General features: G+C 68.9%; 13 protein-coding genes. 11 read left to right on the top strand and 2 right to left on the bottom strand.

The window, feature by feature from the left end; translation table 11 throughout:
• Nucleotides 1-147: 147 nt before the first annotated feature.
• Together ACWDRB_RS58880 and ACWDRB_RS58875 are read left to right on the top strand one after the other, a co-directional pair.
• Complete coding sequence (locus ACWDRB_RS58880) at nt 148-384, top strand: hypothetical protein (protein WP_449910247.1); 237 nt, start codon at nt 148-150, stop codon at nt 382-384.
• 57 nt (nt 385-441) lie between these two features.
• Nucleotides 442-747, top strand: coding sequence for a hypothetical protein (locus tag ACWDRB_RS58875; protein ID WP_449910245.1), 306 nt, complete (start codon nt 442-444; stop codon nt 745-747).
• Between the two features lie 651 nt (nt 748-1,398).
• Here the strand turns inward: ACWDRB_RS58875 and ACWDRB_RS58870 are convergent.
• Both ACWDRB_RS58870 and ACWDRB_RS58865 read right to left on the bottom strand, forming a co-directional pair.
• Nucleotides 1,399-2,697: a tyrosine-type recombinase/integrase gene (locus ACWDRB_RS58870; RefSeq protein ID WP_449910243.1), complete on the bottom strand. Its 1,299-nt coding sequence runs from the start codon at nt 2,695-2,697 to the stop codon at nt 1,399-1,401.
• 419 nt (nt 2,698-3,116) lie between these two features.
• Entirely contained in the window at nt 3,117-3,722 is a 606-nt protein-coding gene (locus ACWDRB_RS58865) for a hypothetical protein (RefSeq protein WP_449910241.1), read from the bottom strand.
• A 790-nt stretch (nt 3,723-4,512) separates the two neighbouring features.
• On the opposite strand from ACWDRB_RS58865, the gene ACWDRB_RS58860 reads away from it, so the two are divergent.
• From ACWDRB_RS58860 to ACWDRB_RS58820, 9 genes are all read left to right on the top strand, one after another.
• A complete protein-coding gene (locus ACWDRB_RS58860) occupies nt 4,513-6,702 on the top strand; it encodes an AAA family ATPase (protein WP_449910239.1) in 2,190 nt (729 codons plus the stop codon).
• Nucleotides 6,703-6,711: 9 nt separating this feature from the next.
• The gene (locus ACWDRB_RS58855; protein WP_449910237.1) at nt 6,712-7,536 is read left to right on the top strand and encodes a Pvc16 family protein; all 825 of its coding nucleotides are present in this window, start codon (nt 6,712-6,714) and stop codon (nt 7,534-7,536) included.
• Nucleotides 7,537-7,563: 27 nt separating this feature from the next.
• Nucleotides 7,564-8,706 carry a phage tail sheath family protein gene (locus ACWDRB_RS58850; RefSeq protein ID WP_449910235.1) on the top strand — a complete coding sequence of 381 codons (1,143 nt, stop codon included), beginning with the start codon at nt 7,564-7,566 and terminating at the stop codon, nt 8,704-8,706.
• A gap of 13 nt (nt 8,707-8,719) precedes the next feature.
• Complete coding sequence (locus tag ACWDRB_RS58845; protein WP_449910233.1) at nt 8,720-9,160, top strand: phage tail protein; 441 nt, start codon at nt 8,720-8,722, stop codon at nt 9,158-9,160.
• A 2-nt stretch (nt 9,161-9,162) separates the two neighbouring features.
• A complete protein-coding gene (locus ACWDRB_RS58840) occupies nt 9,163-9,525 on the top strand; it encodes a hypothetical protein (protein WP_449910231.1) in 363 nt (120 codons plus the stop codon).
• On the top strand, nt 9,471-9,683 hold the full coding sequence (locus ACWDRB_RS58835; RefSeq protein ID WP_449910229.1) for a DUF6760 family protein: 213 nt from the start codon (nt 9,471-9,473) through the stop codon (nt 9,681-9,683). Before ACWDRB_RS58840 ends, ACWDRB_RS58835 begins: the two co-directional genes overlap by 55 nt.
• A 61-nt stretch (nt 9,684-9,744) precedes the next feature.
• On the top strand, nt 9,745-10,683 hold the full coding sequence (locus ACWDRB_RS58830; protein ID WP_449910227.1) for an eCIS core domain-containing protein: 939 nt from the start codon (nt 9,745-9,747) through the stop codon (nt 10,681-10,683).
• Between the two features lies 1 nt (nt 10,684).
• Nucleotides 10,685-11,449 carry a CIS tube protein gene (locus ACWDRB_RS58825; RefSeq protein ID WP_449910225.1) on the top strand — a complete coding sequence of 255 codons (765 nt, stop codon included), beginning with the start codon at nt 10,685-10,687 and terminating at the stop codon, nt 11,447-11,449.
• The gene (locus ACWDRB_RS58820; protein WP_449910224.1) at nt 11,446-13,089 is read left to right on the top strand and encodes a phage baseplate assembly protein V; all 1,644 of its coding nucleotides are present in this window, start codon (nt 11,446-11,448) and stop codon (nt 13,087-13,089) included. The genes ACWDRB_RS58825 and ACWDRB_RS58820 overlap by 4 nt, the downstream gene beginning before the upstream one ends.
• Nucleotides 13,090-13,092: the final 3 nt, after the last annotated feature.

Here is a 13,092-nt window from a genome sequence, read left to right as displayed (position 1 = left end):
ACTCATTGGCAGGCCGAGCCCCTCATCTCTGTCTAGCTCGGGCACTGTAACCGGGTCCGCTGTTGGGCTGCTCATGGCCGCTTCCAGCTCACCCGGGCCCCTGAGCCTTCCCCGGTTCTGTCTCCCTCGTGAATGGAGTCTCTGGTCATGTCTCGCCAGAAGACGATCATTGTGTTGGCTGTGTTGCTGACCGCCGGCGACATCGTCTTCGCCTTGCTGGCGCCTGCCAGCATGACCAAGCCGGTGTCTCTGGCCCTGGTCATTGCCCTGCTGATCGGCTACCTCTCTGCCGCTCTGTGGTCGATCTACCGCGCCCGGCGAGCCGCCGGCCGCAACCAGGACCAGCCAGAACACCCCCAGCCGCCATACCCGCCCGCCCCGTGAACAGCAGGCAGCAGGCCATCCCCCTCCCCACCACCTGCCCATCCTTTGGAGCCAGCCATGCCCGAGCCTGTTAACCCCGCCATAGCCGCGCAAGCCGTCACCCACCTCACCAACCTGCAGGAACTCCTACACGACCTCGGCCTGCACGCCCGCCTGCTCACCCCGGACGAACGGCTACCGTGCCTACGGGTGATCAACCCCCAAGCCACCACCCTGTCGGAGATCATCTCCGCCGCCCCGATGGACGACCGCTGGCTGTTTTGGTGGTCATGGCCCGAACCCATCAACGACGTCACCGACCCCGCCACAGCCGCCAAACGCATCTGCCACGTCCTGGCCACCACACCGGCGGGCGCCGCATAACCACGATCAGCGCGACACACCGACGCTCACGCGGACGCCCGATACCGACCGCCCAGCGTCCCAAGGATGCCCGTCAGCGGCAGGGTTGCGTCCCTTCGGGTTGTCTACGTGCCCGGTTGCGATAGCCCTCGGCACCCACGTCACCCCTCAAAGGGGTCGAACGCTTGTAGGTGGCAGTATCCCATGACGTTCCCGGGCTAACGCTGAGCGGTAGCGCAGTCGCGCTCACCGCATCCTCAAGACGAGTAGCAGACCCGTTCCTCAAAGGCCCCGGTCAGCCACCCCTCGGCGACGATCACCACGATCCGCCGTTCGCAGGGAATGTCACCGAAAGGCAATCCTTCGCCTTCTGAGATAGCTGCGGCCGGACCCCGGCGACGCAATGCAACGCGATGGGCCGTCCAGAAGACGTCCGGCAGCAGCGCCCCCTCTTTTGTTTGCGTGGGCTGCTGCCGGGCTCAGGCCCTGCGGGTAAGACGCGGATGCACCACATCCCTGGGGTCGCATCATCCCTCCCCCACCCGCAGGGCCCCTCCCTTGTGGGAGGGGAGGTGCGGAAGATCACAGAAGCAGATCGGCCGAACGAACCACGGCCGACCTGTCTCCCCGACCACGTCTGCTACCCGAAGGTCAACGTGCCCCTCCCGGACGTCACTGTGGCCGCCTTGCCGGTGGCAGGTGGAGCACCGAGCCGCCAACCTTCCCAGACGTGTCGTTCGCCCTCGGCTTGTGGTCTTTTCCGGGCCGGGCGGTGCGGCGTCCCGGCGAGGCCGACGGCGGCGCTTGCGCGGCGAGCAGTGCGGCGGTCGCTTCTGCTGCCGCGGCGGCGGCTTCGGGATAGACGCTGGTGTAGGTGTCGCGGGTAAACGCCGACGAGGTGTGCCCGAGCGTCTCCTGCACAATCTTGATGTCCACCCCGGCGGCGAGCATGGCGGTGGCCGCTCCGTGGCGCAGGTCATGCAACCGGATCGGCGGCAGACCAGCTTGATAGCACAGCCAGTAGAAGCGGTCGGTCACGTGCTGTGGGTGCAGCGGCCGGCCCAGCTCATCGGTGAACACGAATCCGGACTCTGCCCAGTCTCCGCCGGCCGCCAGCCGTTCCCGGGCCTGACGTTTCTTGTGCTCTTTCAGGATGGCCATCGTCTCGGCATCCACCGCGATCTCACGGTCACTGGCATCGGTCTTCGGGGTGCCCTGGATCGGATCCCAGCCGAGCTGGGTGATCTGCCAGTGCACGCCGATCCGTGCCTTCTCAAAGATGACGTCCGGCCAGCGCACCCCAACTCCTTCACCTCGCCGCAGGCCGCGTACCGCGATCAGCCGATACAACGCGAACAGCCGATCCCGGCGGGCGTAAGCGAGAAACGCCGACGTCTGTTCGGGGGTCCACACCATCACCGGCGACGGACGCGGAGCACCGATGTAGGCGGCGATCGGATCGACCCGCTTGCCGTCGCGAGCTCGCTTGAGCCGGTCGACGTGCTTGGCGTGATCCTTGCGCCACTGAGTGACCTTCTCCTCGGTCCAGATGACGGGCTTGGGGCGTACAGCGGGAGCCAGTTCAACGACGGCGGCCGGGTTGAAGTCCAGCAACCTGTCCTGGCAGATCGCGACGTTCAGCGCGTGCCGCAAGGTGGCGCGGATGCGATGCAGGGTGGCCGGGCCGACCGGACGCCGATAGCGAACCGATGCCACGCGGGCGGGGTCGCCGCTGGCGCGCTCGGTGGCGATGATGTCGTTGAACTCCTCGATCGCATCGAACATGCCCGCGATGTCGGAGACCCGTAGCCGGTCCAGCCGGATATCACCCAGGTAGGGGTTGAGGTAGAGGCGGACGTGGGACTCGTAGGAGCGTTTCGTGGTCTCCTCGATCGCGCGCTTGCGCCCCAGGAACTCCCCCAGCCATTCGGCCACGGTGATGTGCCGGTTCAGGTCTTGGCGGGTGCGCACGCATCGCTTCAAAGGTTGTTACCTACATGGCTCGCCTTAGCGGATGGTACGGCATCGGCTCGATGGCCTCATCCCATTGTTGTATCTCGATAACGGTCAGTTCTCGGTCAGTTGATCAGAGTAACCGGAACCGAACGGACAATAGGCACGTAATGGGGCAATAGGCCTAATCGGAGCCTCGGGCGATGGCTCAATCTCTGCCCCAATCCCTTTCTCAAGAGGGCTCTGCGCCTGCCGAAAGCCACGTCCGTGCAGTTCAAGCGGCATGTGAGTATCGTGGAGGACTCCGCCGAGCCGGTCTCCTCGCCGTACATTCAGGTTGACGATTGTGGCTGGATCGTTGATCACATCCGGTACGGAACGTGGCGGAGCTGCCTGAGCCAAGGCTTGGATGAGCCCGGTGCCCGTTGTAGAACTCCTCATAGGCATGCAGGGCATGCCGCAGTGAGGGTTCGTTCCCAAGTAGGCAGCGGTCCAGGAGTTCGCGGCAGGCAGGACTGCACCCATCGCTCCATAACCACGTTCATACGTGGCATGCGGACGCCGGTGAGCACCGTGTGGATGCCGACGTCGGCAAGGATCTCCTCCATGAGGACCAGGAACTTCCCGTCTCGGTCGCGGATCAGATAGCGCGCTCCGCTGCTGGCGTCCTCCAGATCCATCACGAGATCCTTGACCGCCTGGAGGACCCAGGCGGCGGTCGGGTGGGCGGTGGTGCCCAGCACACAGCCCCGCCTGCTGGCGTGCTCGATGACCGCCAGGATGTACTGACGGTGACCGTTAGGAGTGACGGTCTCGATGAAGTCGCAGGCCAACAGCGCGTCGGCTTGGGAACGCAAGAAATTGGCCCACGTCGTGGATGCCCGTGCAGGGGTCGGATCTACGCCCTCCTGCTTGAGGATCTCCCAGACGGTTGAGGGCACGACCTTAATGCCGAGGGTGGTGAGCTCGCCATGCACACGTCGGTAACCCAACGAGGGGTTCTCCCGGACCAGACGCAGAATGAGCACACGGATGGAGCGCATGAGGGGGTCGCCCAACCATTTGGGCCGGCAGCTACAGGGGCTTCAGTAGATCGCGGTGCCAGCGAAGGACGGTATCTGGGCGCATGAGAAGCCGCAGCCGGTGTAGGGCCTGGCGGGCAGAGACGTCAGGAGCGCGGCGAGGAAGGCGCGATCCTCCGGAGCGAACTTCACCCTGGCGTCCACACCGAGTTGCCGTTCAAGAAGGTGGCCTGGTGACGCAGGGCAAGGATTTCGGCATCCTTATGCTTATCCCCATCTCAGGCGGCCAGCAGTCGCACCAGAGATCGCCGATCAAGGTTGTGCCGTGGGCGGATGATTTATTGGCACTCACAGACATGAGCAACCACTGCGGTTCGTACCGATTCGGAAATCCGCCCAATTCTGGGCGAAACCGCGTGCAGTAACGGTTATCGCCAGAAGGGCTATGTCACCAGGAAATCGCCGACACTGCACGCAGTGGGCGACAATCGTGAGAAACAGTTCGAACAGCCATCATAGTCTCTCATCTGCTACCAATTGGCGCAAACAAGCAATTCTGCGGCAGCAGCGGAGTGGCCGAGCGTGACGGATCAGCCGAGCCCGCGGACACGTACGACCAAGGGCTCCAAGGCGAGGAGGACCACGTTTTCGATCAACACCGTCGAAGTGCTCGAACTATTGACATGCCATCACGTAATTCGTAACGTTCCAAGCCGGGGGATAAATCGTCGCATCGATCGGGCCGAGAGTTGACATCGGTTCGTCCTCGGGGGCAGACGTGTCTGTTGACGTACCTTTATTTCCTTCCACGGTGGACGACGCGATTTTCCCGGCCGGGCACGCGAATGCCATCGAGCTCCCCTTCACCCGCCTCGACGTGCTTCTCACTCGCGCCACGGCCCAGGCCCGCGAGCGGTTCGGCGCCGGGGCCGCCGCCGACGCCTTCCGGGGGCTGTACGTCACCGCCGAGCAGGCCGCCGCCTCGCTCCACGGCGAGCCCGGCGCCCCGCTGCTGGCCGGAACGGCCGCGCGCGGCGCGGGCGAGCCGGTACGGCCGAGCTGGGACGAGGTGACTGGCGACCACGCTGGCTGGAGCTGGCTGCGCGACACGTATGGCCTGACCGACCAGGAACTCGACGTCGTCCTGGTCGCCCTCGCACCCGAGGTGGATCCGCGTTACGAGCGGCTGTACGGATACCTGCAGGACGACGTCAACCGCCGGCGTCCCACCGTCAACCTCGCCTTGGACCTGGTCACCACGACCGTCGCTGGCAAGCTTGCCGCCCGCTCGATGTTCCGCGCCGACGCGCCGCTGGTCAGCGAGCACGTGGTCACGCTCATGCCGGACGAGCGGCCGGTCCGGCCGCCGCTGCTCGCGCACTTCGTCGCCCTCGACGAGCAGATCGTCGACGTCCTGCTCCTCCAGGGCGGTCTCGACCGCAGGCTCGCCGCCCGCTGCCGCCTCACCGCTCCCCCGCCCGGCCACTGGCCCGGCGTCCCTCTGCCTGCCTCCGCGCGTGAGCCGCTGCTGGCCACGGCGCGAGCCGCGCGGGAGCACCGTCCGCTGCGGCTGTACTTCCAGGGGGCGCCGGGGTCAGGCCGCCGGACCACTGCCGAAGCCCTGGCCGGCGAGCTGCGGGCGCCGTTGCTGACGCTCGGCCTGGCCGGCCTGTCCACCATCGGCGAGGAGACGGAGGAAGTGCTGTTCCGCGCCTTCCGCGAGGCCCAGCTGCACGGTGCGCTGCTCTACCTCGACGCCGCGGACGCCCTGCGCCCGAGCGACACCAAGGATGCCGGGGTCGCCGCCCATGGGCCGGCCCACGCCCGCCGGGCGCTCGCCGAGCGGCTGGCCCGGCACCCCGGCATCGTGATCATGGCTGGCGACCGACCCTGGCTGCCGCTCGGCGGGCCGCCGCTCGGCGTCGTCACGGTGCCGTTCGCCCGCCCGGGACACGAGGTCCGGCGCCAGGTATGGGCGGCCTGCCTGGCCGAGGCCGGCGTCGTCAGTCCCGGCGACCTGGCCGAGGCGCTCGCGGGCCGTTTCCGCTTCGGGCCTGGCCAGATCGCTCACACCGTGTCGGCCGCGGTCGCGGCGTCCGCCTGCGGGCCCGCATCACCGAGCGGACCGGCGCGCGGGGACCTGTTCGCCGCAGCGCGCGACCAGACCGGTCACCAACTGGCGGCCCTGGCCCGCCGGATCACCTCATCCCGCACCTGGGACGATCTCATCCTGCCCGGCGACTCCACGACCCAGCTACGCGAGCTGTGCCTGCGGGTGACCCTGCGCCGGCGCGTCTGGCACGACTGGGCCTTCGGCGGCGGGCCCGCGCGAGGCAAGGGCGTCAGCGCCCTGTTCGCTGGCCCGCCGGGCACCGGCAAGACCATGGCCGCCGAGGTCGTCGCTGGCGAGCTGGGCCTGGACCTGTTCAAGATCGACCTGTCCTCGGTGATCAGCAAGTACATCGGCGAGACCGAGAAGAATTTGGAGCGCATCTTCACCGCGGCCGCCGACGCCGACGCGATCCTGCTGTTCGACGAGGCCGACGCGCTGTTCGGCAAGCGTTCCGAGGTACGCGACGCCCACGACCGGTACGCCAACATCGAGACCGCCTATCTCCTGCAGCGGATGGAGCAGCACGACGGCGTCGCGATCCTGGCCACAAACCTGCGCCAACACCTGGACGACGCCTTCACCCGCCGGCTCCAGTTCGTCGTCGACTTCCCCTTCCCCGACGAGGCGCAGCGGCGGCGCATCTGGGAGGTCAGCCTCCCGGACGGCGCGCCGCGCGAGGACGACGTCGACTTCGGGCGGCTCGGCCGCGACTTCCGCCTCTCCGGCGGGAACATCGGCAACGCCGTGCTGCGCGCGGCCTTCCTCGCCGCCGCGCAGGACCGCCCGATCGGCATGTCCCATCTGCTCGAGGCCGTCCGCCGCGAGCACCACAACATGGGCAAGATCCTGCTGGACTCAGAGCTTCGCACCGGCCCGGGTGAGGGATGAGGACGCCACATGTTCCAGGACCTCGACGCGACCCTGAAGGCGCTCCTGCTCGACCCGGCCGCCCCGGAATTCCTGCGCGACGCCGACGTCAGCTTCGACACCCCCGACAAGGACTACAAGCCGGCGCAGGCCACCGTGAACCTGTTCCTGCACGAGGTCACCGAGAACCGCACGCTGCGCGACGAGGCGCGGGTGCTGGAGCGCGCCGGGAGCAGCTACCGCGCCCGGCTGCCGTCGCTGCGCGTCGATTGCACCTACCTCACCACCGCGTGGTCATCGCGGACGGCCGGCATGAGGGCCGCCGAGGAACATCGGCTGCTCGGCCTCGCCCTAGTGTGGCTGAGCCGCTTCCCAGTGATCGACGAACGTTTCCTACAGGGGACGTTGCAAGCCCCGTCCCAGCCGTACCCGCTGCCGACCGTCGTGGCGCAGACCAGGGAGGGGCAGGCGATGGGCCACTTCTGGAGCGCCCTCGGCGTGCCGCCCCGCCCGGCCTTCTCACTGACCGTAACCATCACGGTGGACCCCTTTGACCAGGTCGAGGAGTTCGCCGCGGTGCAGGGTGCGCAGCTGCGGACCGCCTCTCCGCAGTATCCCGCGCTCGCCGGCCGGGTGCTGGACCACACCCTGACCCCGGTCCCCGGCGCCACAGTGACCGTGACTGAGACCGGCGACCAGGTCACCTCGGGCCGCGACGGCGGGTTCGCCGTCGCGGGCCTCGGCTTCGGCGCCTACCACCTGCGGGTGCAGGCCGCCGACCATCCCGACCGGCAGGTGTCCGTGAACTACGCGGCTGAGGCCCAGATCCACGACGTGGTCCTGCCCGCCCACTGACCGGTCCCGCAGGCGTAGGAGGAGACGATGATCGACTATGAGTCCAAGGCGCCGGGCGTCTACATCGAGGAGATCACGCCGGCCGGGCCCATCACGGGCGCGGGCACCAGCGTCCTAGCCCTCATCGGAGTCGCCGCCGCGGCGGCCGACAGCGCCCTCGGCAAGCCGGTGGCGATCACGCACTGGACCGCGTACACCGACGCCTTCGGCGGTTACAAGGCGTCGCTGAGCCTGCCGTACGCCGTGCGGGGTTTCCTGGAGAACGGCGGGACTTCCGCGTACGTCGTGCCGATCAAGGACAACGGCGGGGTGGACGGCGCGCTCGACGCGCTGACCCGGCTGGCCGACGTCAGCATGGTCTGCCTGCCCGGCGTCGTCGACCCCACCGTCCAGACGAAGTTGCTTGCACACTGCGAGACGATGGGCGACCGGTTCGCCGTGCTCGACGGCGCGCAGGACACCACACCGCTCAAGGCCGACGGCGCCCTGCAGAAGCAGCGCGGCGGCCTGAAGTCGGCCAACGGCTTCGGGGCGCTGTACTGGCCGTGGATCGTGATCCCCGATCCCGCCGCGCGGCCCGGCACCTCGGTGACCGTCACCGTCCCACCCTCCGGGCACGTCGCGGGCGTGATGGCGCGCTGCGACGGCTCCGTCGGGGTGCACAAGGCGCCGGCCAACGAGACCGTACGAGGTGCGGTCGACCTGGAGTACGCGCTCAACGACGCCGAGCAGGGGTCGCTCAATAAGGCCGGGATCAACGCCATCCGCCGCTTCCCCGGCCGTCCACCCCTGGTCTGGGGCGCCCGCACCCTGACCGACGGGACGCAGTGGCGGTACGTCAACGTGCGGAGGCTGGTGTCCTACATCGAGGACTCGATCATCCAGGGCGTCCGCTGGGCGGTCTTCGCACCCAACAACACCGCGTTGTGGAAGGGCCTGGAACGCTCGATCACCGAGTTCCTGACCCGGGTTTGGGAGGCGGGCGCGCTGTTCGGTGCCACCGCCAAGGAGGCGTTCTACGTGCGCATCACCGAGGAGCTCAACCCGCCGGCGGTGCGCAGCCTCGGCCAGGTCATCGTCGAGATCGGGGTGGCCCCCACCCGTCCGGCCGAATACGTCGTGCTGCGCATCGGCCTGTGGGACGGCGGCGCGCGGATCAGCGAAGGTTAGCAGGAGGACAGAGATGGCTCAGACAGGACAGCGTGTCGATCCCTTCCGCAATTTCAACTTCCTGGTCGAGCTCGACGGCATCGCCCAGGCGAGCTTCACCGAGTGCAGCGGGCTCGGCTCCACCACGGAGGTGATCGAGAACCGCGAGGGCGGCGACAACGTGACGGCGCGCAAGCTGCCCGGCAAGACCAGCTTCTCCGACATCTCCCTGAAGTGGGGCCTGACCGTCTCCACCGAGCTGTGGGAGTGGCGCCAGCAGATCGCCGACGGCCAGGTCGTACGCAAGAACGGCTCGATCGTCGTGTTCGACCTGGCCAACAGCACCGAGGTGGCCCGGTGGAACTTCTTCCGAGCCTGGCCGACCAAGTGGGAGGGCCCCGCGTTCAGCGCCAAAGGCGGCGACATCGCCATCGACACCCTCGTGCTCGCGCACGAGGGACTGACGCGGGTCTGAGCGTGCTGGTCACCGAGGTCGAGTTCGAGCTGCCGAAGGGGTACGTGGACACGGAGGGCAACCTCCACCGCACGGGCGTGATGCGGCTGGCGACGGCCGCCGACGAGATCTACCCGCTCAACGATCCACGGGTGCGGAACCTGCCCGCTTACCTGATCGTCATCCTGCTCTCCCGGGTGGTGATCAAGCTCGGCGGCCTGGAGGAGATCAATCCCGGGGTCATCGAAGGGCTGTTCTCCGCGGATCTGGCCTACCTCCAGGACCTCTACAACAGCGTCAACGGCCTTAGCCCGCGGACGCTCACGGCGGAGTGCCCGCACTGTGGCCGCCGCCAGCAGCTGGAGGTGCCGCCGCTGGGGGGATAGCGGGCTACCCCCTGGACCGGGTCCACCAGGAGGCGGCCTTCCTCGGACGACATGTGCACTGGACCCTTACTGAGGTGCTGAACCTCGACCACGCCCAGCGGCGGCGCTGGGTGCGGGAAGTCGCGAGCCAGCTCGAACGCGAGCGAGGCGGCGGGTGAGGCGCGGAACGGACGCTGGCCGCGGCAGAGCGGGACGGAAATGGACGAGCAGGTGGATAGAGTGGCGCGAACGATGACGGACGACGGCACGCCGACTGGGACGCTCGGGGAGCGCCTCGACAAGGCCGGCCGCCAGATAGCTGCACGTCACCTGCCGTCCTATCCCTGGGTGAGCGGGCTGGCGCGGGTGGCCGAGCACGTGACGCGCCTGACCGAGCCGTTCGACGGGCGGTTCGAACGGCAGGAGTCGCCGGTGGGCCGGCAGGACGAGATCGTGCGCGGCGTGCCGGTGGGCGATGCGCCCGGCGCCAGCCCTTCCCCGGCATCCCCGGGTGAGGCTTCTCCCCCAAGGCCGCCCGCCGCGCGCGCCTTTTCCGGCGATCGGACGCCGACCGAGTTCCCGAGTGCGGAATCGGTGCGCGCCCCGGCCTCCGCCCCAGGACAGGCCCTGCCGCCCGGCGTGCGCTCGCGCCTACGCGGCGTCGCCGGGCCAGGCGCCGACGCGTTGCGCGTCCACGACGACGCGGCGGCCGACACCGTCGCCCGGGCGCACGGCGCCGACGCCGTGACGGCGGGCGCGGACGTCTACTTCCGCGACGGCCGGCTCCGTCCCGGGGATCCGGCCGGTTTCGGGCTGCTCGCCCACGAGGCGACCCACGTGACCGCGCTGCTGGACCCGGGCGGTGACTGGCGACGCGCGGCGCCCGGCGGCGTCGCGGCCGAGGAGCGGGCGGCGCTGGCACAGGAGTCGGCGGCCCGCCACGCCCCCGGCCCGGGGGCGGCGCCGCCCCCGGGCGGCCCGCCCGCGCTCCCCGATCCCGGCGTCGCCCCACCCGCTCCCGCACCGGCCACCGCGCCGCGCGCGGCGGCGCACCCGATGACGGCGCCGGTCGGCCGCGATCTCGCTCAGCAGCCTCCGTTCGACGTCGAGGCACTGCGCCGCAGCCTCATCGCCGACTTGATGCGCCAGCTGCGTACCGAGTTCGAGAGAGGAGGGTGACATGCCCGTGCCGAAGCCCGTACGCCCGGCCAGGCGGGTCAGCAACGAGCTGGCCAAGGCTCTGATCATCGACACCATCACGGGTACCGGCCACGCGGTGATGTACAACCCGGAGGAGCTCCAGCTCGAGCAGGGCAACGTGTTCGCCGAGGTCGGCATCCCGGGCCTGGACGCACCGCCGCTGCAGTATGTGCGGGGCAAGGCGCGGGCACTCACCATGGAGCTGTTCTTCGACACTTACGAGACCGGCGAGGATGTGCGCGAGCACACGGCGCCCATCGTGCGGCTGCTGGACCGGGACCCGCGCACCCAGGCGCCGCCGGTGCTGCTGTTCTCCCTCGGCCGGGTGCAGTTCCGCTGCGTGCTGACCGACGCCGGGCAGCGGTTCACCATGTTCCTGCGCGACGGCACCCCCGTACGCTCCACCATGTCGGTTCGCCTGCAGGAGTACGTCGAGGTGGACGTCGAGATCCGCCAGGGGGTGTTCTTCGGCTCGCCGACCGTCTCGGCGGCGGTCAACGCGGCGGCGGCCGGCACGGTGGCGACGGAGAACGCGGTGCTGTCCGGGTCGGCCACGCTCCACGTCACGGTGGCTGGCGACACGCTGAGCGGCATCGCCGCCGCCTACCTGGGCGATCCGGGCCGCTGGCGGGAGATCGCCGGTGCCAACAGGATCGACGACCCGTTCGACCTGCCGCCGGGCAGGTCGCTGGTCATCCCCGCGCCGGACGGCGCGACCACCGGCGGGACGGGGCGGCGGCCGTGAGCGCGCCACCGTTCGCGCCGCGGTTCGAGGTGCGCCTCTCCGGCGTGACGCTCGCTGCCGACTTGACCCGCCAGATCCTCGGCCTAGTCGTCGAGACCGACCTCGACCTCGCGGGCTCCTTCGGCATCACCCTGCACAACGCCAGCAACGCCCTGCTGGACTCGGCACTGCTCGACCTTGGCAAGACCGTCGAGATCCATCTCGGCTACGGCAACGACCTGAGGCCCGCCTTCCTCGGCGAGATCGCCGCGATCGAACCGTCGTTCCCGCAGGACGGGCCGCCGACGATCCGCGTGTCCGGTTACGACAAGTCCTTCCGGATGCGCCGCACGCAGCCTGAGCCCACCGAGTACACATTTATGAACGACAGCCTCATCGCGGCGCGAATCGCGACAGAGAACGGGCTGATCCCGGTCGTGGACCCCACGCCTGGCCTGCCCGCGAAAGTGATCCAGGCCGAGAGCGACATGGCCTTCCTCAAGAGCCGGGCCGAGCGGTACTTCTTCGACGTCTACGTCGAGTGGGACCGGCTGCACTTCCAGCTCCCTCGGCCCCGGCTCGCCGCGCACGTCCTCACGTGGGGCAAGAACCTGTCCGGCTTCAGCCCGTGCATCTCGGCAGCCGGCATGGCGGGCCTGCAGGTGATCCGCGGGTACAACCAGGAACTCGCCCAGGCCATCACCGTCACCGCCCTCGCGGCCGACTTCGACCTCGACGACCTGGTGGAACGCCTCGGCAGCGCGGCGATCGAGCTGCTCGGCTCGCTGGCGCGTAGGGGCATCAGGCAGCATACGGTGGAGAACCCGCTGGACGCCGCGGTGCTGGCCAGGTCGCTGCTGGCGGACCTGCTCGAAGGTATGTACGAGGGGTCCGGATCGTGCATCGGCATCCCCGACCTGCGGGCCGGGGACTACATCGCGGTCCAGGGCGTGGGGCGCCGGTTCAGCGGCACCTACCGGGCGCGCAAGGTCACCCACCGGATCGACGGCAACGGCTTCACCACCGAGTTCTCGATCACCCAGCGCGGCCACTCCAGCCTGCTGGGGCTGCTGCGCAGGCAGATGGTGCAGGAGCCGTCGCCGAACGAGCCGCAGCGGTTCTACGGCGTGGTGGTCGGCGTGGTGCAGGACAACGACGAGCTACGCGACCTGCCGCCCCAGGTGCCGATCGGGCGGGTCAAGGTGGCGTTTCCCGGCATGTCGGACAAATTCACTAGTGGCTGGGCACCGTGCGCCCGTCCGATGGCCGGCAAGGACATGGGCTTCTACGCGCTGCCCGAACCCGGCGACCAGGTGCTGGTTGCGTTCGAGCACGGCGACCTCGCCAAGCCGTACGTGATCGGCGGGTTGTGGACCGCCAAGCAGGCACCGCCGGCGACCAACGTGGACGGCACCAACAGCAAGCGCGTGATCAAGAGCAGGGCCGGCCACACGATCACGTTCGACGACACCGCGAACATCGGAAAGCTCACGATCGAGGACAAGTCGGGAAGCTCGATCACGCTAGACGCCAAGGACGGCTCGATCACCATCAGCGCCCAGGGCAGCCTCACTATCAAGGCCAACCGCGAAATCAACCTGGAGGCCGCCGGCGGCGTCACCAAGATCTCAATGACTAGCAGCCAGGTGAACGTCACCTGAGGA

It is taken from the genome of Nonomuraea sp. NPDC003707 (assembly GCF_053587055.1).
This window is presented reverse-complemented; position numbering and strand designations above follow the sequence as displayed.

Bases quoted from the DNA above. Each gene is read 5' to 3' on its own strand.
- ACWDRB_RS58880 (WP_449910247.1), top strand. From the start codon at position 148: ATGTCTCGCCAGAAGACGATCATTGTGTTGGCTGTGTTGCTGACCGCC.
- ACWDRB_RS58875 (WP_449910245.1), top strand. From the start codon at position 442: ATGCCCGAGCCTGTTAACCCCGCCATAGCCGCGCAAGCCGTCACCCAC.
- ACWDRB_RS58865 (WP_449910241.1), bottom strand. From the start codon at position 3,722: ATGCGCTCCATCCGTGTGCTCATTCTGCGTCTGGTCCGGGAGAACCCC.
- ACWDRB_RS58855 (WP_449910237.1), top strand. From the start codon at position 6,712: ATGTTCCAGGACCTCGACGCGACCCTGAAGGCGCTCCTGCTCGACCCG.
- ACWDRB_RS58850 (WP_449910235.1), top strand. From the start codon at position 7,564: ATGATCGACTATGAGTCCAAGGCGCCGGGCGTCTACATCGAGGAGATC.
- ACWDRB_RS58845 (WP_449910233.1), top strand. From the start codon at position 8,720: ATGGCTCAGACAGGACAGCGTGTCGATCCCTTCCGCAATTTCAACTTC.
- ACWDRB_RS58825 (WP_449910225.1), top strand. From the start codon at position 10,685: ATGCCCGTGCCGAAGCCCGTACGCCCGGCCAGGCGGGTCAGCAACGAG.